This window comes from Bacteroides sp. RCH18 (assembly GCF_058231005.1).
Window position 1 is genome coordinate 1,791,671 of sequence record NZ_JBIPTC010000001.1, and the last position, 24,546, is coordinate 1,816,216.

Here is a 24,546-nt window from a genome sequence, read left to right on the forward strand (position 1 = left end):
TGGTAAGCCCCGTACTCTCCCCCATCATTTATCCCAGCTGTCCGTGCGGAAAGGAGATGCCGGCAAGCCTTTCTCGTTATACAGGTTACAACGGGGGCTATTGGAAAATCCGTAACGTACGGCAAGAGGTACAGCCACTTCACTGCTGGACACAATCACCTTATTTCCTTCAATCACTGCATCCGCCCATACAAACTTACGGTCTGCTCCCGCAATGCCGAAGCCTGTCAGCTTCGTCGGTTTCGGATGAGGCGGTTTTCCTGCCGGAATGTACGGAGAAGTTCCCATCACCAGTTTTTTACCCTGATTGGTAAACTCCAGAATGATCTTATTTCCTTTCACAGACATCTTTTTATAAAGAGGCCCCATGCCGACAATTTTCTCTCCGTACGCTAGCTTTCGGGCAGCAAGAGCCAGCCGATGCCCGACATCGTATTTATCTACCGGATGTAAATCGAAAGGATCTCCTACATCGATTGTCACAGCCATTGCCGTGTTGGGCAGATTCAAGGCCTTCAGCTGTCCTTCCCGTACCCAGCGCCAGCCGTTTCCTTCGACGGACGGTTCGGGATCTACCGGTTCGAAATTGGGAAGCTGCACATATACGAAAGGAAAATCACCGATTCCCCATTTCTCTCTCCAATCCGTAATCATCCGGGAGAACAAGGTAGCATATTCTTTTCCAGAGCCGCCGGAGTTAAATTCTCCCTGATACCAGATGACTCCCTTTATACTCAAAGGGATTAAAGGAGAAATCATTGCGTTAAACAGATTGGACGGACCGTTATTTCCCCCATTCGGTTTACGCGGATTGGGCGGACGGGGAACTCTGGGCTGTGGTTTGGGAGGAGCCGGCTTTCCAGCTGCTTGTGCCGCCTGCACAGCTATCGCCCATTCTTTTTGTGCCTGATTCCATTCTTTTCCTACGGTTTTATCCCATTCCCTTACCGCTTCATCAAATTCTTTCTGCTTCTGTGGATAAGTGGCGAGTATTTCCGGATTATCTTTCACATTCTTCTCATACGCAGTTACATAGTGAGCCAAAGCCGGTTCCTGTTTCAATCCGGAAAGGCTGGTCCAGGCTTCTGCACGCGTACCTCCCCATGCGGACTGGATAACTCCCAACGGGCGTCCGTTTGCAGCACGCATATCACGTGCAAAGTAATAAGCTGTTGCCGAAAAGCCCTGTCCATTGATCTTAGCCAACATTTCCGGTGTACAAAGCACCCATCTGGCAGCCCGTTCGGGGTTAGATGTTCCCTGAGGAACTTCAATATCGGTCAATGGCTCTAACGACGTGTTCTTGGGAACAAAGAACAAACGCAGCAAAGGATCTTCCGAAGCGGATATATCGTCAGCATATTCTTTTCTTACCTTTATTCCCCATTCCATATTCGATTGTCCGGAAGCAACCCATACATCGCCTACCAACACATCCGAGTAGACAAGTTTGTTCTTACCGGCAATCGTCAGAGTCTGCCCTTCTTTCTTCGTTTTTATCGGTTTCAGGTTCACTCTCCATGTTCCGTCAGTGTCAGCAGTAGTTTTCACTTTCTGTCCGGCAAAGACTACCTCTACAGTTTCTCCGGCATCAGCCCATCCAAAGATGGCAATCTTTGTGTCTTGCTGCAACACCATGTGATCACCGAAGATCAGCGGCATCCGTACATCGGCTTTCATCTTTGTCAGCCCAAAGCTTACGGACAACAAGAATATCCATAATATGAAAAGAAGTCGTTTCATTGTATTAAAAGTTAGGGGAATAAATTAGTACTACATAGATACCATCTTGTATTTGGTCGTAAACGCTACAGGCTGCTTATTCTCTTTTGCCAGCTTGAACGGAATCAGTTTTTCTTCACCTGCTCCCAATTCATAATGAACGGCATCTCCCACTTTCTTACCATCCACAAACATTTCCACCTTACCGATATCCATCAACGTACCTGTATTTTTCACACTCACCCACACTGTCTTCTGATTCTTGACAAGGTTCTCTTCTACCTTGGACACAGCAAGATCGAAATTGGCACCAAACTCATGTGTATAATTAAGCATTCCCGTGACGCCTTTCTTGTTATCACTATAGCCTACACTATGTTTGATCTCATTTTTAGCTACGTAATCGGGACTCATTCCGCCTACCATGATTTTGAACTCTCCTTTTTCCACGACTCTGTCCATCCGGTCATTGAGCAATGAAATATCATACGGAGTCATTTCAAACGAAACAGTCTTCGATTCTCCCGGCTGCAAATGAATACGGGCAAAGTCTTTCAATTCCATAACACGGGTTTTCACACTGGCATACATATCCGTCACATATAGCTGAGCGACTTCATCACCCGCACGGCTTCCTACGTTCTTCACTGTAGCCTGAACTTCCACATTGCCATTCGCCTTTTCCTGTATCTTCAGATTAGAATATTCGAACGAAGTGTAGCTGAGTCCGAATCCGAAGCGGTAGAGAGGATAATATTCCATGTCTACATATTCGTAACGGCGTCCTGAAGTCTTGAAGTTATAATACAAAGGAAGTTGTCCTACGTGACGCGGGAATGTCATCGGCAGGCGACCGGCAGGATTGTAATCACCAAACAATACATCTGCCATGGCCGGACCACCTTCTTGTCCCGGCAACCAGTTTACCAAGATAGCCTTGCACATTTCGGATGCTTTCAGAATATCATAAGGACGGCCTGCCTGAAGAATCAGTATCACCGGCTTTCCTGTTGCACAGACTGCTTCCAGCAATTCCTGCTGTTTGCCCGGAAGGATTAAAGTCGCCCAGTCGTTATTTTCTCCACATGTCTTACGGACATCATTGGTCGCTTCACTGGTAGAGCAGTCACCCAGTACCATAATCACAACATCTGATTGGGAAGCTGCCTTCACAGCTTTCGGAATATTGGTTTCGTCCGGATTGGTAAAGTCACATCCCTGTTCATAAAGAACTTTGGTCTGCTTGCCCACTGCGCCTTTGATACCTGTCAATACCGATTTCAGTTGTCCCGGAAGCAATTTCGGAGTGTAATCGCCCGGCTGCAGGTCATCTGCACCGGGACCCAGTACCGCAATCGTACGCAGTGTCTTTGACAAAGGAAGAAGATTGTCTTTGTTTTCCAGCATTACAATTGATTCACGTGCCGCCTGACGTGCCATTTCCTTATGGCTGTCCGAGTTCCATCCCGGGTATATTTTCTTCCAGTCCAGTGGTTTGCAAGGATCCTTTTCAAAGAGTTCGTTGCGGAACATCGTACCCAGCATCGTACGGCATACATTGTCCAGATCTTCCATATTGATACGACCGTCTTTTGCCGCCTGAATCACTTCTTTATTATTGTAAGTATCACCGCAATTGGTCGCAATGCCGGCAGCCAATGCCTGATTGGCTGCTTCAATCTTATCTTTTGCCGTGTAATGTTTACGGGCTGTCAGATTTCCGATAGCGCCACAGTCACTGACGATGAATCCATTGAATCCCCATTCCTGACGCAATATCTGTTGCAGCAGTTCTTTGCTCTTGGCAACCGGAACTCCCATATAATCGGAATAGGCCATCATCAAAGACTGGCAGTCATAATTACGGATCGCATGACGGAACGGAACCAGATGAATCTCGCGCATTTCACGTTCGGACAGTCCTATATCATGTGAGTCACGTCCACCCAACGGGGCACCATGTCCACCGAAATGCTTGGGAGTAGTAAACAATCCTCTGGACTGGTATCCTTTGATCCATGCACCTCCTATTTGTGACACCAATACAGGGTCTTCTCCAAAGGTTTCTTCACAGCGCCCCCAACGTGCATCCTGTGCAACGTCCAACACCGGCGACCATGCCTGTTTTGTATTGGCAGCCACTGTCTCGTCTCCGATCACCATAGCCACTTCTTCCGTCAGCTTCCTGTTCCAGGTAGCTCCCATCGCCAAAGCCTGAGGGAAGATAGTAGCACCGCTACCATAAGAGAAACCATGCACCGCTTCTACCTTTGTGATAGGAGGCACGTACAAATGAGGAATACCGGGAATGCCCCATCCTTCACGGATCAGTTCCATTTTATCCTCCGGCGTCATCACTGCCAACAAACTTTCCACCCGTTCTTCTACTGGCAGTGACGCATCCATATACCGGCGGTCAGTTACTTTTCCCTGACTGTCCGTCAATACCTTTTCTGCCACAAGAACCGAAATTTCTTTCAGAGAGAAAGGTTTATCCAACTTTCCCGACTTAAAATTCAGCTTGACGTGTGCACCGTATTTAGGAGTGAATTTGACTTTCATCTGTTTGTCGCTCCCTTCGATCCGGTAGTTCACGGGAGTTCCCAGATTCATGGGGTCATAAGTGACAAAGATATCCAGTACTTCTTTCAGTTCATTCTTATTGATACCCTGCATCTGAAGGTCCAGTTCACAAACATCTCCGGGCTGCTGAATGCTAAACATCAGCCATTGTTCAGCCTTTAGTGCCTGAGAAGGGATTGTCCACATCGTTTTTACATTCCTGTCAAAGGCTAAAGCAGCATTTTCCGCATTTGCAGAAGCAGATACCGATAATATATCACTCTGTTGCTGTGCCATTGCTACCGAACATGACAATAACCCTACTGCCAATATCCATTTCATTTTGTTTTTCATGCTATGTTCGTTTTTCAACTATTATAAGGATTCTATTTATCAATTGCCTGTGTATGGATCTATCTGTTATTTAGTTTGCTTCACCATTTTTATAGTGCCGTCCGGATTGTAGTACAGTTTGTCCACACAGATAGAGCGCAGCCAATCATGACCGGACAATGCACTGTTGTGATAGAAAGAATACCATTGTCCCTTGAACTCGACAATAGAGCCGTGGTTGGTATAACTATCGGTGGGTTCCATGTAAATTCCCTTGTATTCCCAAGGCCCCAAAGGCGAATCACTGATGGCATAACACATTCGGTTATGCTTTTCTCCGTCGTCGTGATTATCAGAATAAGACAAGTAATATTTTCCGTTATACTTATGTATCCAGGTCGCTTCGTGGAAGTCTGAAAGTCCCTCCATAGTCCGCATGGGCCCATCCAGTTCTATCATATTATCTTTCAGTTTGCCACCTTTGCAGGTACCACCGCCACCATTGTAGATATAGGCCTGTCCGTCATCGTCCACAAATACACAAGGATCGATCATCGGATCCATTCCCTCAATATATCCCTGTACTTTGAATCCCTCCGCAGGCTTGTCACTGGTAGCTACACCGATCTTCCAGCTATCATTCCAGTCTGTTTCGCTGGGATGAGGGAAGTAGAAATAGTAGGTGCCGTTTCTGTAAGCACAATCCGGAGCCCACATAAAACCTCCTTCTTTCCGTCCCCACGGCACCTGGTCGGAACTCAGGATTTCTCCATGATCCGTCCAGTTAATCATATCATCAGTCGAGAATACATGATAGCGGTCCATCAAGTCACATCCACGCGGAGGAGCAATGTCATGAGAAGCGTACACATACAATCTGCCATCTTCCCATACATGCGCTGACGGGTCAGCGGTATACATATGCCGAATAAAAGGATTCGGACTTTTCGTATCCAGCTTTGTACTAAATGCCACAGCTTTTTCCTTTCTTAAAATCTTAGCGGCTTCTCCCACCAATTTCAAATAATGATCACTTTCCACACCTTCTTCAAGGGGTACAAATGTACTTTTACCTACGGGCACCTTCTTAGCACATTTAAAGATGGCCGTCCCTTCATCTATCTCATCAAACATAGCCACGTAGATCATTTCAGCACCCGCCCGAATGGCTCCCATCAATTGCGTCCAAAGGAAAGAACCTTTATTGCGGGGAATAAACGAATTATGATCTTTCCCCTTCAGATTTCCCCATGAGAAACCAGGGAAAACCAGCGGAGCATAATCTACCTGATTCTTTTTTGCCCACTGAATATCTTCTTCCACCAGTTTCTGATACTTGGGATAAGTCGTTTCATTATAACGCCCTACAAACCAAGGCATCATGATATCACATTTTCGGATAAGCTCATGCAGGCGGGGATCTGATTCTGTGTCTCCATTCAGTGTCCGCCACTGCGTAGGTACTCCAAGCATCACACTGAATCCCTGTGACTTCAAGCCGTCAATAATATGAGCGGCTTCTTTCAGCCCATAGCGACGATTATCATTAAATCCGACTCCCCAAACCGTAACCAGCGGTTTACCATTGTGATACAGATAAGAGGGGTTCTTTGCATGGTCTTTTAAAGAATAGCGCTCTGCTATTTCTGCTATATCTTTCAGCAACAACTGCTCTTCTCCCGGTTGCATGCCGCTCAGGTCGTACATCACGCAGATAGCCCGTTCGTATTTATTAGCAGATTTCATTGCTGAATTCAACACTTTATTAAAATGTTTCAATCCACTTTCGTTCCGTATCTCCGTGATAAAACGCTGCATAAATACTCCGTCCAGTCCATACTCCTGCATCCATTTAAAATGTACATCTACCGTAGATTCATCATGAGAAGAAAAAACATAAGCCGGTTTACCGTCAGCAAAGGAAAACTCAGTCTTATAGAGCTTCTTATACTCCGACACTTCAGGCCAAAGGTCTACCGAGCATGACCCCGGCCGAAAACCATTGCGCCCATTATAATGATGCCAACCACGGCCCGAGCCGTCACCAGGGGTGTTGAACCACCCCTGATAACCTGCCATGACCAATCCTTTGTAAGAATTATACTGTTTCCCGCCGGATTGTGCCATCACCCCTATTGAAAACAATAAACACACCAACAACCAATCAAACCTTTTTACCATGTTATTCTTTTATTTTTCATGTTATGTTATTAAGTCTGCCAAAAAATATTTTTCAGCAAAGTAAAGGGGCATCCCTTAATAAATACCACAAAAACGAATTAATAATGACTTAAAATCGGATTAATTGAAGAAAAAGAAGAGTATTTGTAGAAATATTATACAGAAATATATAAATATCACAGATATAGTCCGCATTCTTCATGCAGAATACCAGCAAAACAGGTCATTTATTATTTATGCGAATCAGTAGTTGGATTTTGTTCGTTTTCGATTCTGTTATACGCTAAATTGTTAGTCCATATAAATCAAGCATCCGTATCATATGGGGCAAGCGTTGGTTTCCTCGGAGGAAACGACCGTTCCCTTTAAAAGGAATGGTCGTTTCCATTAAAAGGAACGCCCGTTCCCTCACCGAGAAACGACAGTTTCCATTAAAAGAAAAGATAGGAAACTATAAGACATTGGTATCTAACTATATAGAGTACTATTGGTAATGTTATAGAGTTTATATCCAAACATGTTTTGAGCCAAATGATAGTCAGTAGTATCCTGAATGGGCTGACTAAAAAGTCAATAGTATCTTAAATCTCCTCCTTCGGGAAGGGAGAATAGAGATACTACTGTTTGATTCATTTTTGTGCAGTTTTGGTTCAACTGCTGATTCACATTATTTACTTAAAATTCGAACAGATTTCTTGCGCAGTCGTATCCTTCCTCATAAAATTCCGTCAGTTTCTGTACATCCCGTTCAATCCGGTCCACCATCACCGGTTTCTGCGGACGGATGACGATGATCTTTCCTTCATCTTCCATCTGTTCCACCATTTCCAGCTGTTCATTGTAAACTGCACACCGACGACTCAATGCCTCACGCAACTTCGGATATTTCCGGTAGACAAAGGATGGAATACGGATATCTTTCGTGTCTTTCCGGTAACCGCGATTACGGGTAAGTACAACCACATTACGGGTGTAACCGTCCGCAATAGCTCTCTGCAAGGGAATAGAGTCTACAATGCCTCCATCAAGCATCGGAACACCATCCACGTAAGTGACAGGACAAACAAAAGGCAGGCTACTGGATGCCCGGACAATATCAATCACACGGCTTTTATCCCGTTTCTCTTCAAAATAGTTGGCTTCTCCTGTCATACAATTCGTGGTTACCATCACGAAACGTTCGGGAGAAGCAAAGTATGTATCATAATCATAAGGAAGAATATGTTCGGGAAATTCGTTGAAAAGTAAATCAAAGTCGAGAATGTTACGCTTCCTGAGCAGATGTTTCAGGCCGATATAATTGTATTTCTCCAGCAGGTCAATATTGCTGAACTTGGCACGACCACGCTGACGGGATGCATACGACAAGCCATTACAGGCTCCTGCCGATACCCCGATCGCATAAGGAAAACGAATATCATGATCCATTAAATAGTCAAGTACCCCACAAGTGAATACTCCCCGCATTCCGCCTCCTTCAAGTACTAACCCCGTATGCTCATCCAATTTCAAGTCTTTCATTTTTTTCTCTCTTATTCTTATTCCGACGAATAACCAGCAATGATGACAATTCCCGCATCACAAGCTCATCCTCGGATAATTTTGTATAGGAAAGATGGCTCATTACCAGCAATCCATCTCTCTCTTTGGTTACTAATTCTTCTACTCCTGCAAACCATACCACTACTATCTGATCAGCATAATGAGCCAACAAGTCATCTATGCACTGATGAAACTCTTCATCGTCCGTTTCAAAAAGGAAAAGGCGCACCGAATGACCGTTTTGCAACATTATATTCAGATACGAAAGCAAGAATACATCAATCATTCCTCCCAAAACAAAACTAACCAGTGCTCCTTCCCGATAATTACGATTCACAAATACGGCAACAGGACATTTCACCTGTTCCATTATGTCATCAATCTTATCACGGAAGAGCGTCAGCCATAAAATAGCTCCCGGAGTTCCCGGCATTTCGGGACGGTAATGGCTACCGGCTCCTAAAAGCAACATATCAGGATGCTCTTTGCGAATAAAATGAATCATTTCCTGTACCAGCTTATCCGTCACCCGATAGTGATTGTCCACCTGAATATTCAGTTCGACAGCTTTTTGGTTGAGTAAAGCAAAGCTTTCGCTTTCATAATGCTGGGCATCCAACGGATTCAAATCCGTACCCACTGTATAATGCGCTGCAATCACATGTTCTTTCTTCAACTGCTTCCCGAATAACAAATCATAAATGGAAAGCAGACTGCGCCCGGACTCCGGACGGCCAAAACAAAATATAAGTTTGCGCTTCAAAGATAACTTTTCTTCCCGATGTACAAAGAAACGTTCGACTAAATGTAGCAGCGGAGTGGTCATAAAGGTTGTAACTAGCGCCATAATGACCAAAATTACGAAAATAGACGGGGGAAGAACTCCCATTTCGTAACCAATATTCAATGCCACCAACTCCATCAATCCGCGCGTATTCATTAAGGTACCCACTGTCAGACTATCCTTCCATGACTCACCTACCAGACGGGCAGCTATGGCACAGCCACCGAGCTTACCGACTATGGCCACTGTCACCAGCAGCAAACACACCATCCATAACTCCGGACTGTTGATCAGACCTATCTCCGTACGCAAACCTGTGAAAGCAAAGAATAACGGCAGGAAGAAAACCAAAGAAATGTCTTCCACCTTTTCCATCATCACTTTTCGGAAACCCAGATTCGACGGCATCACCACTCCTGCCATGAACGCTCCGAACAAAGCATGAATACCGATAATCTCTGTCAGACAGGAAGAAATGATCAGAATCAACAGGATAAATGCCACAAACGTTTTATTGATCGCCTCCTTATTGGCATACACCTCTCCCACCTTTTTCAGAAACGGACGCACAACCAAAAACATGACTGCAATATACGCCACAGCCAATCCCACAGAATAGAGAGCACTGGCAAAGCTACCCGCCTTTGAAATAGCAATAACAACAGCCAGCAAACACCAGGCAGTCACATCATCATTGGCAGCAGAAGCAATTGCAAGAGTCCCCAAAGGAGTTTTGGTCATATTTCGTTCCTGAATGATACGCGCCAGCACGGGGAAAGCGGTAATACTCATGGAGATGCCTATAAACAAAGCAAAAGGCAGAAAAGGAGTATGATCGGCGGCATACGTTTCGTAAATCCAATAAGAAGACAGAATACCCAAAAAGAAAGGTACTAAAATACCGGCATGACTGATCACCAGCGTTTCATTTATCTTATTTTTCAGCACACTGAAGTCCAGTTCCATACCGATAACGAACATGAAAAGGATCAGTCCGACCTGACTCAGCAATTCAAGATTGGTCAGTGAATGGACAGGGAACAGGAAATGAAAAGCTTCCGGGAAAAAAAGTCCCAAAACAGAAGGCCCCAAGACAATACCGGCTACGATTTCTCCAATCACCCCCGGCTGCCCGATAAGACTAAACAAATAACCGAAAAGACGTACCATCAACAGCACGGCAATAATCTGAATAAGTAACGTCGTCAGCGGATGATGCAGATTATCTTGCATAAATTGTAGAAACATGGCAAAAGGCCCGTCTTGTACCGTGTTTAACGTATTCACAGCATGATGTGAAAATCTGTCGCCCTCTTCAATAGCAACATAAATCAACCCTCCAAACAGAAGGAGCATAAGTACATAAATAATATAATTCTTCCGGGCTTTATTCTGCATAAACTTGTTTTTTTGCTATTTGTTGCATAATTATAATAAAAACAAACGAAAAAGGCAGATAGTTTGGCAAAAATAGTAAATATTCAAACAAAATCTTGTTTTTTTGCTTCAATCTATGTAACTTTAGGCTAGCTTAATTGTTTTAAGTAGGAAATTCAAAAAAAGTCCTGCCCGCAGGCAAGCACCATGAGAATACAGTTTGAAATTAAAGAAAAGTTGCCGGAACTCATTGAGGAAATCCTGCATTCCGACAAATGGCAAACTTCCGTGAAGGAAGAAATCAGCGGTCGGACGACCGTCGTGATCCGTGACCAAGCGTATGGTTCAGAAGCAACGATTGAGATTTACGCTCAATCCATCGAAATTAAAACCGCATGGTCAAAGTACTTCTATCGTATATTCGTTGCCAACGATCTTGTCTGGTGCGAATATAACGGTGCCTATCGTGGACTATTGGAACAAGTGCTCCTGCCCACTATTACTCCTAAAGAAAGCCTGCTTGATTCTGATGTTACTGAAAGTTCACTCTATGGACGTGAACATAAGAAGTTAAGAGAATATGCCGAAGACAACCTGAAGCTGAAACAATTCCGCCGGGAAAACTTCAACGAACAGAGGAATGGAACCGCAGCATTCGATCATCCTAAACGGGTTTATGATGAGTTTATAAAAGAAGACTATGTAGTGACACCGAAAGGCAATAAATAATAGAGGTAGGTGTGTCAAAAGTAACTAAACTCTCCTCCTTCGGGAAGGAGGAGTACCCGTAGGGGGAGGTGGTAGGTGAATATATAAGCTATTGATATTCACTGTGAAGTACACCTACCACCCCGGCTTTCAGCCACCCCTCCTTCCTGAAGGAGGGGAATTTAGTTACTTTTGACACACCTTCTTCTATATTATGAATGCTCCCCCTATCCGCCAGATAAAGAAAGTACCCCGCCCGTTACTTCAATTTTGCCTTATAAGTCTTTTCCGAGAAAGTCAGATTCAGAAAAAAAGAAAGTTTCTGCTCTTTAAATCTCCCCGAAGTCACCTTCAGTTGATCTGTATATTTCACTCCTAAAGAAAGCGTACTGCAGCTACGAAACTCAAAATTAAGTCCGGTACTCAGATAATAATTCGTTGTCGTCTTATCATGCACTGAAATATATGAATTTCCCATACCTGCTCCAAGCAATAAACGTACCGGTTTACTATAAGGGTTCCCCAATGTATAGCTGCCTCCCAACATCAAACGATGTTGATTACGAAAACTTATACTGGAATGCGAAGACTCCAGCCGGCTCCAGTCAACAAACTTATAGTCGATGGAAGCCATCCAGCGCAACGTAGTGTAAGACGCTCCGAATCCGATAAACTGCGGCAAACAAGTACGATACTTTTTTCCTTTTTCTTCAATGCTTCCGCTGGAACTGCTACTGCTCACCACATGATCATTATCCTGCATCAAGTCTTGAGAATATCCATATACAACTCCTGCTACCGCCGAACGGTAATGATCCAGCTTATAGGTATACTGCAATCCGAAATCGGCATAAATCGTATGTTTATGCGAACTATTACTTTCTGTTGCACTCCCTTGAGTTTCTGTTTGTGAAATACTTCCTCCCACATAAGAAAAGTTTGCACCCAGTGAAAGCCCTTTCCACAGTTCGTGCGCAACGCTGATACCCATTTTGGATAACCCTCCCTCACCTTGGAAAAGTGAAGTCACCGTACTTCCGTCCGTACCCGCCACATCCTGATCGAGCGATATGGCATACCCTACACTACTGACAGGAGCCATAAAAATAGCTCCATACCAACGGGGAGCTATACGGAATCCAACAGCCAAATTATTAAGATTACCATTCAGAGAATGATTGCTCGCTCCTGACTGTGAATATTTCAGATAAGACCCGCTGACACCCAAATCGAAAAAGAAATACTGCGGCAATAATCCCGTTAAAGAAGCCGGATTGGCACTATTAATCACATTTTCTCCACGCAATGCAATGCCGACTCCACCCAAACCGGAATAAATTCCGCCTTCTCCGGTGGACAATTCACCGAGTCCGAACATGGAAACCGGAGAACTCGTCATATTTTGGGCAGCTACATTCAATAAGTTCGCACCTAGTATAAGGATAGATAAAACTCTTCTTTTCATTTCGTATATGTCTTATAATAAATAGTGAGTGATACATTATTATCATGGTCATTCACAGGGTGTTTGCTATCTCCCAGCACCACTCCCTGAACGGTATTATAAAAAGCATTGTCAGAGAGGAATATTTGCAGTTTCTCACGGCTCTCCCCCGCTGTCCCCAGATTATTCTGAATAAACGAGGTGATATCAAACGAATAGTGAGTATCTTCATAATAGACATTATCTTCCACCAGGCTTCCCGTTTGTACGGTATTTCCCGAGATGTCAGTAATGACACTCTGAGTGGCGTTATTCTGGTCTGCCGTATAGAGAGACAACGATTTCGGCAATGGATACTTTCCGTTATACGTACCCTTGATAGGATATAGCTTGAGTACTGCACTTTCAATGGAAACAAGCCTTCCGGTCTGATTCAGATTATTCAGATAGGGAAATTCGATATTGATATACATACCGGTCAGCCCTTGCAGATACACCTGATGTTCGCTCTCGGAAGAAGGCAGTTCATAATCTGTTCCTGCCTTGAGATTCTCCAAAGGAGTATTAGTACGGTCATGTTCCACCTTGGTGTAGTTCAGTGAAGTGCTGGCATTGAACACTAAGGTCTGTTCCGTTGGCTTCTCTTTCAGTTCATGATAATAAAGGGTAATACAAAAACTTGAATCGTTCACCTGAAAGCCGTTAATGCACGTCCCGTTTTCATCGGGAATAAAAGCTATTCCTTTGAAGAAAGCCCGGAAACGATCTTGAGATTCCATACATTCGTCATCTTCCAGCATTAAATTAAACCACTTCTTTCCCCATTCGTCAGGCAGGCGCGTTTCATGCAACTCGTTCCGATAGCCGGGTGTAGGACGTATAGAAACAGAACCAAGATGATTATTCTGATTATAGCTAACGTTGGTCTTATTAAACAGGTAACCGTTATCTTCCAGAGAGAGTCCTTGCGATAAACTATATAAGTCAATACGATGATAGACCAGTGTATCCCCCAGATAATCCCCGGAAGTATACCATTTGAACGTGATAGAGTCAAACTGATAGTCAGTAGTCTCATTAAGTGAGTGAGAAGGTACTTGATATTCTGCATAAAACGAAGTTTTTATTTCTCCGTAAAGATCATCCTTAAATCGCCCGATCTGGCAGATCGTATCTCCCGAAGTTGCCAGCGAGTCTGCTAATAATGTGCTCAGAGTCACCATACACGTATCTGTCACTACATTTATAAAAGAACTCTCTACCCATTTACTTCCAATGGAAGAAGATTCATCCCTACAGGAGAATATTGTACAAAATAAGAGTAATGAATAAAAAAGTGTAATTAATAGTCTCATAATGAATATTATTTTTGAGTTGCAAAGGAACCCCTTTAGGAAAGCATCCCCAAAATTAATCGACTATTTCCCGCTATTTATAGACTCGGTTTTGTTCGATAGAGAAAATAGGGCTATTTGTCGATATCTTTTTTCTTCAACCGCATTGATAGCTACATTTGCCCCAAGTTTAAAACGTAATAAAACGAATGGAAATAATGAAAAAACTACAACTGTTATTAGTGTCAATAGCTATGCTATCCATGTTCTCATGTTCAGATGATGATGACGACACATTAGGTGTGTGGTATCGCCGTTCTGATTTCGACGGAAGGGCAAGAGAGGACGCAGCCGGATTTGTGATAGATAACCGGGGATATTTGTGCGGTGGATATCGGGGAAAAGACCAACGGGAAAGAGACTGTTGGGAATATAATATTGACAACGACTGGTGGACGCAATGTGCCGACCTTCCCGAAGAGGCGGCGGCCCGGAACGGAGCTGTCGGATTTGCAATCAACTCCAAAGGATATGTGACTACGGGATATACCGTATACAGAGACGACGATCCATTACATACCGGAGGATATGCATATTTAAAAGATACATGGGAATATGAACCGGCAACGGACACCTGGAAACAGATGGATGACTACCCCGGAGATGCACGGATCAACGCCATAGCCTTCGCTATCGGTAATTACGGTTATGTAGGCACCGGTCAGTCTAAAGATGATAAACAGACCAAGGACTTTTACCGCTTTGATCCGACAGCCGCTTCCGGCAACCAATGGACTATTGTCAACGGATTCGGCGGTCAGAAAAGAACCGGCGGACTCTCCTTTCTTATTGATAATGTCGCCTACATTGTAGGAGGAACAAATAATGGTAAGGATGTCGATGACTTCTGGAAGTTCGATCCCAGCAAAAGTGAAGAGAACAAATGGGTACGTCTCCGGGACATTACAGACCAGAGCAGTGACGATTACGATGACGATTACAAATCAATCACCCGTACCTATGGCTGTGCTTTTGTCATAGACGATCAGGCATACATCACTTTAGGGCAAACAGCCTCCGGTAGCTTCCGAAGTAATTACTGGATATACGATCCTGCTAAAGACTTATGGCGCAGCAGTGAAACGGAAGATGATTTTGACTACACTCCTTTCGAAGGAAGTTCACGCATCAAAGCGGTTTGTTTCGCTACCGGCAGACGAGGTATTATCACTACCGGAGGCAGCAGCAGCTATTATTATGACGATACATGGGAGTTACATCCATATGAATGGGAAGAGAATGACTAAGAGAAAGATACTCGGATACTCTGTTGCAGGAATATTGATAGTAATCGCTTGTCTGTCTTTTTCCAAAACATCTTTTTCTAAAACAGATTCTTCTGCCTCTTCTTTTTCAATGGAAGTGATTGAGGTAAACGGAGGATATGGCTATCAAATATCTCACAATAATCATATAACGATTTTTCAGCCTTTCATACCCAGTATTTCCGGTAAAAAACCTTTCATGGAGAAAAGGGATGCCGAACAAGTCGGACAGTTAGTAATGAAACGGATGAAAAACAGAGAGAATTATACTGTTACTCTAGATGATTTAGAAAGTCTCGGGATCAAAATAAAATAAATGTAGAAAGAGGAAAAGGTGATCACATACGATTGCCTTTTCCTCTTTTTGTATAGTAAAGAAGGTGGGATACAGCATTTTCTACTCTTTTTTTATGCAAAATCTATGCAAGAATATGGAATTCCCCCAAGGAATCCATATCTTTGTAACCAAAACAATTTAATATTAATTTCATCAGAATGAAAAAGAGTATCCTTATCGCTGCCTTAGGACTGTTCAGCCTGAGCGCAATGGCACAAGACGCAAAACCCGAAGAGGGCTTCGTTTTCACAACAGTGAAAGAAAATCCGATTACTTCTATCAAGAACCAGAATCGTTCGAGCACTTGCTGGAGTTTCTCTGCTTTGGGATTCCTGGAATCAGAACTACTACGTTTGGGTAAAGGCGAATACGACCTTTCGGAAATGTTCGTTGTACACAAAACAATGGAAGACCGCGGAACAAACTATGTACGCTATCATGGCGACAGTTCTTTCTCTCCCGGCGGAAGTTTCTATGACATCATCTATTGTATGAAGAATTATGGACTGGTTCCGCAAGAAGCAATGCCGGGTATCATGTATGGTGATACACTGCCGGTACACAATGAACTGGACGCTGTTGCAGAAGGATACATCAATGCAATCGCCAAAGGTAAACTCACTAAACTGACTCCGGTATGGAAGAAAGGCCTTAGCGCCATCTACGATACTTATTTGGGAGCGTGCCCGGAGAACTTCACTTACAAAGGCAAGGAATATACTCCGAAGACTTTCGCTGAATCACTCGGACTGAAAGCTGAAGATTATGTATCACTGACTTCATATACACACCATCCTTTCTATTCTCAATTCGCTATCGAGATTCAGGACAACTGGCGTAATGGTCTGTCCTACAATCTTCCGCTTGACGAGTTCATGGCTGTAATGGACAACGCTGTAAAGCAAGGATATACATTCGCATGGGGTAGTGACGTCAGCGAACAAGGTTTCACCCGTGACGGTGTTGCCGTAATGCCGGATGCTGCCAAAGGTGCAGAACTTACCGGCTCGGATATGGCTCGCTGGACAGGTCTGACTGCTGCCGATAAACGCAAAGAACTGACTTCCAAACCGCTTCCGGAAATGGAAATCACTCAGGAAATGCGCCAGACTGCTTTCGACAACTGGGAAACTACAGATGACCACGGAATGGTAATCTACGGTATCGCCAAAGACCAGAACGGAAAAGAATACTTCATGGTAAAGAACTCTTGGGGTACAAGTGGTAAGTACAAAGGTATCTGGTATGCATCCAAAGCATTCGTTGCTTACAAAACAATGAATATCCTGGTACACAAAGATGCACTGCCTAAAGAAATTGCAAAGAAACTAGGTATCAAATAAAGATTCACTCTTATTTAAACATAAAAGCTCCGGAAGTTAAGATGACTTCCGGAGCTTTTATGTTTAATGATGTTCTCTTGTATACTGTAAACAGCCAAATACTTAAGAGAAACTCAGCTTGCTGATATGCTCCGCAAATCTCTCCTTATAATTATCACCAACAGGAATATATGTATTTTTATCAAAGATGATACGAAGCCGGGAAACTTCGGTTATCCTACGCAGATTGACAATGTAAGAACGATGTACCCGCATAAAATACGTTGGAAGCCGTTCCTCCATTTTTTGAAGACTGGCAAGGGTTATGACCGGTTTATCTTCTCCTTCTATAAAGATACGCACGTATTCGCTCATCCCTTCAATATATCGGATGTTTTTCACATCAATGCGCACCACTTTGTAGTCACTCTTTACAAACAAGGAATCTCCTTTGATCTGCGAACTATTTCCCAGTTCTCCCTGCTGTTCCAACATTCGGTATTCGTACTGTTTTCGTGCCTTATCCGCTGCTTTCAGCAAATCCTGAAATTCAAACGGCTTCAATAAATAATCGACAGCATCCAGTTTGAAACCGTCTACCGCATATTCAGAATAAGCAGTAGTAAAGATCACCATCGGACGGCTGATTAAAGAGCGAATAAAATCCAGTCCATTCAAATCGGGCATATTGATATCCACAAATATCAGGTCTATATCTTCGTCTGCCAACACCTTCATCGCCTCAAAAGCATCCTGACAGGATTTGACTAAAGATAGAAAAGGAACACGGGATATATAATCCGTTAATTGTTTCAATGCCAAAGGCTCGTCATCAATCGCTATACATTTCATTATAATAAAGGTATAATAAGTAAGACATCAAATTTATCATATTCCTCAGTAATGGAGAGGGTGTAATCATTACCAAACAACAACCGCAACCGTTTGCGTATATTCTCCAGGCCGATGCCGTGATGTTGCTCGTCAGACGAAGTCCCCGTGCTATTAGTACATCTGAAAGCAAGACGGTTTCCTTCTTCCAGTTGCATCACAACATGAACAAATGACTCTTTCCTGTAGCTCACTCCATGTTTAAAGGCATTCTCCACAAAAGAAATAAAAAGTAAAGGAGGAATTTGAACTTCGGGCACTTCGAGAGGGAAATTCTTTTCAATAGAAACTTTCTCAGGATAGCGCAAACTCATCAAAGTAACATAATTCTCCAGAAACTGAACCTCGCGCGAAAGCAGAATGGTTTTATTACTGGCCTCATAAAGCACATAGCGCATGAGTTTAGAAAGTTCTACAATCGTACTCTTAGCCTTTCCCGTATCAATATCCACTAGTGCATGGATATTATTCAGTGTATTCATAAAGAAATGCGGATTTATCTGATACTTCAGATATTGCAATTCAGACTGTAAACGCTGATGCTCCAGTTCTTTCAGCATTTCCTCATCACGAAAGGATTTAAAAAACAGTTTGACGGCAATATTAAATCCTACCATCAAAAAGGCAATTACACAATGAATAAGGTAACGGATGGTGAAGGGAGGAATGGGATAAGGAGTCGGTTTAGGGAAGCCGCCCGGTCGTTGCGGTTTTTCCAAAACCGGATCGTTTGCCTGAGGCGCTTCCCAATGAACAGACTCTTCCTGCCGAGCTTTCTCTCTCATCTTAATAATCAGGTCTCTCTGGATTTTTCCTTTACCCTTGCGAAGATCGCCATATCTGAATTCCTTTGGAAAACGCTCCATAGAAGGATCAGGAATAACCCAACAAGCAGTAGAGATTAGAAAAACCAAAGAAATAATATAATACCAGTACTTTTTCTTAAACAGGAAATACGGAACTAATCCATAATTATTCAACAGAAACAAGACGAAAAAAGGAAGGATGCTCAACCACGAATCATGAACAATTACACGGATTTCTTCTTTTTCGAGTCCACCACTGACGGCAAAGTATCCGCCTATCAGTGGGAGAAGAAAAATAACAGTCCAGATAGCCCCATAAATGCTCTGCTCCAGCAATTGTTGTTTACGCAGTCTTTCCATGCTTCATTGTTCCAAATTACTGATACAAAGATAGAACCGTTACTTCTTCTCCACAAAAATAATCGACCAAAGGACTTATTTCAACGGTAAACTGCTGTTTTACCATCCTCCGGAGCATCCCCACCCATCATCGGTCTAACCACCGTCATCCATTAGCATTCCCGATATTCCTGTGGAGTCATTTCCACATGTTTACGGAAATATTTATTAAAAAAGGAAAGATTATAAAATCCTAATGAAAAAGCAATTTCCTTCACCGGCAATCGGGTTGACTTCAATTGTGCCTTGGCATTCATGATAATAATTCCCGTGATAATCGCCAAAGGGCTATGTCCACTGGCCTTACGGATAGCACCGGAAAAATGAGCCGGAGTTACTCCGCACTTCTTCGCATAAAAAGAGACTTCGTGCTCCTGCGTATAATGAGTCATCAGCAACTGGATAAACTGGCGATAAAGTTCATGTTCCCGCTTGATAGGTTCGTTAGTAGTCGGCTTACAGCGTTTATACAACTCACCCACCCCCTGAAAGAATATAGTAAAAATAGACATTAATATTTCTTTGTTATCCAGTGTGTTCGGTAAAGAATAGGCACGGATAAGCAGGCTGAAAGCGTTTCGGTATAATTGCGCTACCTCTTCCTGTAATGCCATAATAGGATTGTCCAAAATCATAGGGAGAAAATCCAGATAGGTCTCTACATAACTCACACGGGAGATAAATTCCGAAGAAAAGCCCGCAAAGCAAACACGGGTATCCGAAGATACTTCGTGAATCTGTATGAATGATCCGGGGAGGACAGTCACAAAGTCATTATGGGTAATGGTATACTCGGACAGGTTGATAGTGGCACGTACAGTTCCCCGCGTACAAAGAACAAAGACTCCCGCCTTTATATGGCAGGGAAAACGACCGTATTGATTCAGAATATCGCCGGTTATGCTGTCATCTGTAACAAAATCGACCGGAAGGTCAAACTTGGGAAGAGCATCATCTATGATCATAATTAAGAAATTTAGTTCCACAAAGATATCTTTTTCCATTCGAATTTCCTCCAAGTTCTTTATTAAAATATGAAAAACAGAACATCTATTATTTAAAAGAGAACATTACAGTTATCTATTCAAATGCACATGCATATAAAATAGTTAAAATAGAACATCGAATACCAAGAATAGAGCTTGATGTAGAAACAATATTAACCGACATTTGCAATGTTTTAATAAATACGTTGAAATAAAAACAAAAAAGAGAATGAAAACATTACGAAAACTATTTTATGTAGCTTGTACAACATTCTTCCTTACATCTTGCGAAGAAACCTACAATGACAAGCTGTTCTGGCCAGGCGAACTCAGTCAGGAATATGGCTCGTATATCAAACCATCCACTCTGGACCTGACCTACAGCGGAGAAAAGTTAATCGGAAAAACCGTCAGCTTTCAGACGGAAGACAGTAAAAAAGGAACATTGACATTAAACGATATCATTCCGGGAGAAAAAGAGACATCATTCCGGATAAACTTATCAGAGCAGGAAGACAACTATACGTTCAGCGGAGAAACAGTTTCGGGCGCAGGAGCAACCGTGAAATACGCCGGCTCCATCACTCCGAAGACGATGAAACTGGACTTGAATGTAACGATGCCGCAAAATCAATGGATGAAAACTTATCAGATGAGCGAACTGACACGCGGCAGAGGAAAAGATGTCATACGCAATCAGACGACCGGCGAATATGAATGGGGAGAGTCGGACAATCAGATACTGACAGCAGCCCTTTATACCGACATGGATTTAGAGATGGTAAAGGAGGCGGGAAGTTTGTACGCAACCGTATCCGTTATCATAAAAGGTATGGGAGGATATCTCCTGCCGCAATTACTCAAAAGTGTCACTCTGGAATCCGACGGAAACATTACGGCCGAATATACATCGGACGAACTGCAATTGGGGGAACAGAAGTTCAGCGAAATCGACATGAATAATCCCGCATCCCAGCAACAAGTCATTAATTTCATTATGATGAAGTTAATGTTCAATACATTGTCTGCCGACGATATTACTGCCGCAACCCAGGGACGCAATTATGCAGATTCTCCCCGGGGACTGGCTTTCTGGTATCTGAAAAATGACCTTCTCTATGTCAAACTGAACCTTCCGGGCATTATCAGCCTGGCCATGCAAGGGCAGGGACAGACGGTCGATGCTCATCTGATAGCAGGCATTGCAGATGCTATCCTGAAATCCAATCCTTTCTTACTGAAGACTCTACTGGGAGTTGTGAGCGAATCATTGGACAACTCTTTATTATCTATGATCGCCAATATGGATCACCAAAGTTTTCAGATGTTCTTCTCGTGGATAAAGGAAGGTATCCCCATGCAGATAGAAAAGGAGAACGGACATACGCATATCTATCTGAACAGGGAAGCGCTGAGTCCTCTCATAGCCTTCATCCCCCATCTTCAGCCAGTGATGGAAGGTATTCCTAACTTCGGTCCGATGTTGTACAATTCCTATTTAGGTCCACTGTATGACAACTGGTCTATCATCACCCAACTGGACTTGGGACTCGACCTGACAGACAAAAACGAATGAGACTTTCCACCAGAAGAAAAAACATAAATTACAGAAACAATGAAGAAACTATATATTCTGACATTATTCATCTGCCTTGCCGGATTCGGGACTAGTTTTGCCCAGACGTTGAAAGGGCATATATATGACGCCAATACCAATGAACCTTTGGTTGGCGCAGCGGTAACGTATAAGTTGCACGGCAATCAGGGAACCGTGTCCGATATAAACGGAGCGTATGAAATCAAACTTCCGGAGGGAGGCGTCGACCTTGTGTTCAGCTATATCGGTTACGAAGACGTTCTGATGCCCATTGTTATCGGCAAACGTGAAGTGATCACTAAAGACGTGTACATGAAAGAAAGTACCAAGCTGCTGGAAGAGGTAGTGGTAAGCGCCGGACGCTTTGAGCAAAAGCTCAGTAATGTCACCGTATCCATGGACTTGGTGAAAGCAGGCGATATCGCCCGTCAGGCACCGACAGATATCACTTCTACTCTCCGCACGCTGCCCGGCGTGGACATTGTGGACAAACAGCCTTCCATGCGTGGCGGCAGCGGATGGACCTACGGAGTAGGTGCCCGCAGCCAGATTCTGGTAGACGGAATGAGCACCCTAAATCCAAAAACCGGAGAAATCAACTGGAACACCGTACCTCTAGAAAACATCGAACAGATAGAAGTAATCAAGGGAGCCTCATCCGTTTTGTACGGTTCGTCTGCTCTCAACGGTATTATCAATATCCGTACCGCCCGTCCGGGATTGACACCGAAAACCCGCTTCAGCGCCTATATCGGTATATATGGCGATGCCGAAAATGATGAATACCAATGGAGCGACAAGAGTTTCTGGAAAGACGACAAGTATTCCGTCAAACCCATCCTGCGCGGAAACCTTCTCAGCGGCATACGAAACCCTATTTATGAAGGCTTCGATCTCTCCCACTCCCGCCGTATCGGCAACTTTGACGTCAGCGGAAGCATTAACCTCTTTACCGATGAAGGATACCGTCAACAAGGATATAACAAACGTTTCCGCATGGGCGGCAACCTGACTTATCATCAACCGGACATGGGTATGAAGATATTGAACTATGGTCTGAATGTTGATTTTCTTTCCAATCAGTACGGAGATTTCTTCATCTGGAGATCACCAACAGAAGTTTACAAACCTTCTCCTTTCACCAACATGGGACGCGAAGAAAACAACTTCCACATCGACCCGTTCATCAACTACGTGAATCCGGAAAACGGAACGTCACACAAGATCAAAGGACGTTTCTATCATAGTGCCGACAACATAGTCAAACCCAGTCAGGGAAACTCCATCACCGATATCCTTGGAAATATGGGAACGAATGCCCAGACTATACAGAATATAGCAGGCGGCGATTACAGTTCGCTCTACCCGGCATTGGTCGGCATCGGCTCCGGTCTGATCAACAATAATCTGGAAGATGCCATGAACGGGGTATTCACTTCCTTGGGCAACATCTTCCCCAACGCCACCACCGCCGATTATTGTGACCTCATCTCGTGGGTGATGGACAACGGACTGCCAAGTGACCTGATGAACGGCATACAAAACGGACAAGTCCCCAGTGATCTGATCCCCTGGCTGTCCAACGTAATGAATCCGACCCGAAACAACGTTCAGACGAAAACGGACAAGAACTATAACTATTATCTTGACTACCAGTTCAACAAGAAATGGGACGGCGGCGCACAGATCACTACCGGAATGACTTACGAGCACGTCCGCTACAATTCTTCCATCATGGATCAGGTGTACAAAAGCGATAATGTAGCCGCCTTCTTCCAGTACGACCAGCGCTTCTGGGACCGCCTGAGCGTATCGGCAGGGGTACGAGCCGAATATTATCGTGTGAACAACCATCACCGTGAAGCAGAAACGAAAATATTCGGAGCCAAAGTTCCGTTCCGCCCCGTGTTCCGTGCCGGACTGAACTATCAGTTAGCCGATTACAGCTTTATCCGTGCCAGCGCCGGACAAGGTTACCGCAACCCGTCCATCAACGAGAAATATCTCCGCAAGGACATCGGAGGAGTGGGTATCTATCCGAACCTCGACATCAAACCGGAGAAAGGTTACAATGCCGAACTGGGATTCAAGCAAGGATACAAGATCGGCAACTTCCAAGGATTTGTAGACGTAGCCGGATTCTATACCGAGTACAGAGACATGGTTGAATTTCAGTTCGGACTGTTCAATAACGCAGACTACAGCATGATCAACAGCATCAGCGATGCCATCCAGATGGTGACGGACGGCAAAGGTTTCGGTATCGGAGCACAGTTCCACAACGTATCAAAAGCGCAAATCTACGGTATGGAGATTTCGACAAACGGCGTTTATGACTTCAACAAGAATACGAAACTGTTCTATAATTTGGGATATGTATATACTGAGCCCCGCGACGCTGACTATAAGGAACGCAATGAAATAGAAGATTTATACACCGACGCCCTTCAGATGAAGGAGAAGTCGAATACAGGCAAATATCTGAAATACCGCCCGAAGCACAGCTTTAAAGCGACAGTCGATTTCCAATGGAAGCGCATCAATCTGGGTGCCAACTTTGCATGGAAAAGCAAGATACTGGCAGTAGACTACCTCATGATGGACGAACGCGAAAAGCAACAGCAAGACTTAATGGACTATGTACGCACGATCCTCTTCGGAAAATCGAGAGGAGAAACACTGGCTACTTACTGGAAAAAACATAATACAGACTATGCCACCGTTGACTTGCGCTTTGGGGTAAAAGCGACCAAAGAAGTCGCCTTCCAATTCATGGTCAACAACCTGTTGAATAAAGAATACAGTTACCGCCCGATGGCAGTAGCCGCTCCCCGTACTTTTGTAGTGAAAATGGACATCACATTCTGAAAAACTCACTTAGATTACTGGTTAAATC

The 24,546-nt window shown here is 43.8% G+C and carries 16 protein-coding genes; 6 read left to right on the top strand and 10 right to left on the bottom strand.

Annotated features, from left to right (window positions below):
• Positions 1–24: 24 nt before the first annotated feature.
• From ACHLI0_RS07190 to ACHLI0_RS07210, 5 genes are all read right to left on the bottom strand, one after another.
• Positions 25–1,743: a sialate O-acetylesterase gene (locus tag ACHLI0_RS07190; protein ID WP_490748764.1), complete on the bottom strand. Its 1,719-nt coding sequence runs from the start codon at positions 1,741–1,743 to the stop codon at positions 25–27.
• A gap of 30 nt (positions 1,744–1,773) precedes the next feature.
• The gene (locus ACHLI0_RS07195) at positions 1,774–4,638 is read right to left on the bottom strand and encodes a glycoside hydrolase family 3 N-terminal domain-containing protein (protein ID WP_490748765.1); all 2,865 of its coding nucleotides are present in this window, start codon (positions 4,636–4,638) and stop codon (positions 1,774–1,776) included.
• 66 nt (positions 4,639–4,704) lie between these two features.
• Positions 4,705–5,613, bottom strand: coding sequence for a family 43 glycosylhydrolase (locus tag ACHLI0_RS07200; RefSeq protein ID WP_307838427.1), 909 nt, complete (start codon positions 5,611–5,613; stop codon positions 4,705–4,707).
• A 1,860-nt stretch (positions 5,614–7,473) separates the two neighbouring features.
• Entirely contained in the window at positions 7,474–8,319 is an 846-nt protein-coding gene (locus tag ACHLI0_RS07205; protein WP_055221436.1) for a patatin-like phospholipase family protein, read from the bottom strand.
• Positions 8,297–10,522, bottom strand: a complete 2,226-nt coding sequence (locus tag ACHLI0_RS07210; RefSeq protein WP_490748766.1) for a cation:proton antiporter — start codon at positions 10,520–10,522, stop codon at positions 8,297–8,299. Before ACHLI0_RS07210 ends, ACHLI0_RS07205 begins: the two co-directional genes overlap by 23 nt.
• A 186-nt stretch (positions 10,523–10,708) precedes the next feature.
• Here ACHLI0_RS07210 and ACHLI0_RS07215 point away from each other — a divergent pair, with 186 nt between their 5' ends.
• A complete protein-coding gene (locus ACHLI0_RS07215; RefSeq protein ID WP_008763266.1) occupies positions 10,709–11,230 on the top strand; it encodes a hypothetical protein in 522 nt (173 codons plus the stop codon).
• Between the two features lie 238 nt (positions 11,231–11,468).
• On the opposite strand, the gene btbamG2 is transcribed toward ACHLI0_RS07215, so the two are convergent.
• On the bottom strand, positions 11,469–12,674 hold the full coding sequence (gene btbamG2, locus ACHLI0_RS07220) for a protein BamG2 (RefSeq protein WP_490748767.1): 1,206 nt from the start codon (positions 12,672–12,674) through the stop codon (positions 11,469–11,471).
• A complete protein-coding gene (gene btbamH2 / locus ACHLI0_RS07225; RefSeq protein ID WP_221647498.1) occupies positions 12,671–14,008 on the bottom strand; it encodes a protein BamH2 in 1,338 nt (445 codons plus the stop codon). The genes btbamG2 and btbamH2 overlap by 4 nt, the downstream gene beginning before the upstream one ends.
• 197 nt (positions 14,009–14,205) lie before the next feature.
• Between btbamH2 and ACHLI0_RS07230 the strand changes: the two genes are divergently transcribed.
• The 3 genes from ACHLI0_RS07230 (at position 14,206) to ACHLI0_RS07240 (ending at position 16,992) form a co-directional block, all read left to right on the top strand.
• A complete protein-coding gene (locus tag ACHLI0_RS07230) occupies positions 14,206–15,294 on the top strand; it encodes a Kelch repeat-containing protein (protein WP_008767757.1) in 1,089 nt (362 codons plus the stop codon).
• Positions 15,287–15,628: a DUF4907 domain-containing protein gene (locus tag ACHLI0_RS07235; RefSeq protein ID WP_490748768.1), complete on the top strand. Its 342-nt coding sequence runs from the start codon at positions 15,287–15,289 to the stop codon at positions 15,626–15,628. The genes ACHLI0_RS07230 and ACHLI0_RS07235 overlap by 8 nt, the downstream gene beginning before the upstream one ends.
• A gap of 179 nt (positions 15,629–15,807) precedes the next feature.
• Positions 15,808–16,992: a C1 family peptidase gene (locus ACHLI0_RS07240; RefSeq protein WP_008767754.1), complete on the top strand. Its 1,185-nt coding sequence runs from the start codon at positions 15,808–15,810 to the stop codon at positions 16,990–16,992.
• 102 nt (positions 16,993–17,094) lie between these two features.
• Here ACHLI0_RS07240 and ACHLI0_RS07245 read toward each other — a convergent pair whose 3' ends face one another.
• The 3 genes from ACHLI0_RS07245 to ACHLI0_RS07255 form a co-directional block, all read right to left on the bottom strand.
• The gene (locus ACHLI0_RS07245; protein ID WP_008767753.1) at positions 17,095–17,823 is read right to left on the bottom strand and encodes a LytR/AlgR family response regulator transcription factor; all 729 of its coding nucleotides are present in this window, start codon (positions 17,821–17,823) and stop codon (positions 17,095–17,097) included.
• Positions 17,823–19,028 carry a sensor histidine kinase gene (locus ACHLI0_RS07250; RefSeq protein WP_055221448.1) on the bottom strand — a complete coding sequence of 402 codons (1,206 nt, stop codon included), beginning with the start codon at positions 19,026–19,028 and terminating at the stop codon, positions 17,823–17,825. Before ACHLI0_RS07250 ends, ACHLI0_RS07245 begins: the two co-directional genes overlap by 1 nt.
• A 152-nt stretch (positions 19,029–19,180) precedes the next feature.
• Complete coding sequence (locus tag ACHLI0_RS07255; protein WP_490749558.1) at positions 19,181–20,032, bottom strand: helix-turn-helix domain-containing protein; 852 nt, start codon at positions 20,030–20,032, stop codon at positions 19,181–19,183.
• 250 nt (positions 20,033–20,282) lie between these two features.
• On the opposite strand from ACHLI0_RS07255, the gene ACHLI0_RS07260 reads away from it, so the two are divergent.
• Complete coding sequence (locus ACHLI0_RS07260) at positions 20,283–21,629, top strand: DUF4925 domain-containing protein (RefSeq protein ID WP_490748769.1); 1,347 nt, start codon at positions 20,283–20,285, stop codon at positions 21,627–21,629.
• Between the two features lie 39 nt (positions 21,630–21,668).
• Positions 21,669–24,518 (top strand): TonB-dependent receptor, encoded by a 2,850-nt coding sequence (locus ACHLI0_RS07265; RefSeq protein ID WP_070750039.1) that lies wholly within the window; start codon positions 21,669–21,671, stop codon positions 24,516–24,518.
• Positions 24,519–24,546 lie beyond the last annotated feature (28 nt).

Excerpts from the sequence above, each read along its gene's own strand:
- ACHLI0_RS07255 (WP_490749558.1), bottom strand. The coding sequence starts at position 20,032 with ATGATCATAGATGATGCTCTTCCCAAGTTTGACCTTCCGGTCGATTTT.
- ACHLI0_RS07210 (WP_490748766.1), bottom strand. The coding sequence starts at position 10,522 with ATGCAGAATAAAGCCCGGAAGAATTATATTATTTATGTACTTATGCTC.
- ACHLI0_RS07245 (WP_008767753.1), bottom strand. The coding sequence starts at position 17,823 with ATGAAATGTATAGCGATTGATGACGAGCCTTTGGCATTGAAACAATTA.
- ACHLI0_RS07195 (WP_490748765.1), bottom strand. The coding sequence starts at position 4,638 with ATGAAAAACAAAATGAAATGGATATTGGCAGTAGGGTTATTGTCATGT.
- ACHLI0_RS07265 (WP_070750039.1), top strand. The coding sequence starts at position 21,669 with ATGAAGAAACTATATATTCTGACATTATTCATCTGCCTTGCCGGATTC.
- ACHLI0_RS07230 (WP_008767757.1), top strand. The coding sequence starts at position 14,206 with ATGAAAAAACTACAACTGTTATTAGTGTCAATAGCTATGCTATCCATG.
- btbamG2 (WP_490748767.1), bottom strand. The coding sequence starts at position 12,674 with ATGAAAAGAAGAGTTTTATCTATCCTTATACTAGGTGCGAACTTATTG.
- btbamH2 (WP_221647498.1), bottom strand. The coding sequence starts at position 14,008 with ATGAGACTATTAATTACACTTTTTTATTCATTACTCTTATTTTGTACA.
- ACHLI0_RS07190 (WP_490748764.1), bottom strand. The coding sequence starts at position 1,743 with ATGAAACGACTTCTTTTCATATTATGGATATTCTTGTTGTCCGTAAGC.
- ACHLI0_RS07260 (WP_490748769.1), top strand. The coding sequence starts at position 20,283 with ATGAAAACATTACGAAAACTATTTTATGTAGCTTGTACAACATTCTTC.
- ACHLI0_RS07205 (WP_055221436.1), bottom strand. The coding sequence starts at position 8,319 with ATGAAAGACTTGAAATTGGATGAGCATACGGGGTTAGTACTTGAAGGA.
- ACHLI0_RS07250 (WP_055221448.1), bottom strand. The coding sequence starts at position 19,028 with ATGGAAAGACTGCGTAAACAACAATTGCTGGAGCAGAGCATTTATGGG.
- ACHLI0_RS07215 (WP_008763266.1), top strand. The coding sequence starts at position 10,709 with ATGAGAATACAGTTTGAAATTAAAGAAAAGTTGCCGGAACTCATTGAG.
- ACHLI0_RS07235 (WP_490748768.1), top strand. The coding sequence starts at position 15,287 with ATGACTAAGAGAAAGATACTCGGATACTCTGTTGCAGGAATATTGATA.
- ACHLI0_RS07240 (WP_008767754.1), top strand. The coding sequence starts at position 15,808 with ATGAAAAAGAGTATCCTTATCGCTGCCTTAGGACTGTTCAGCCTGAGC.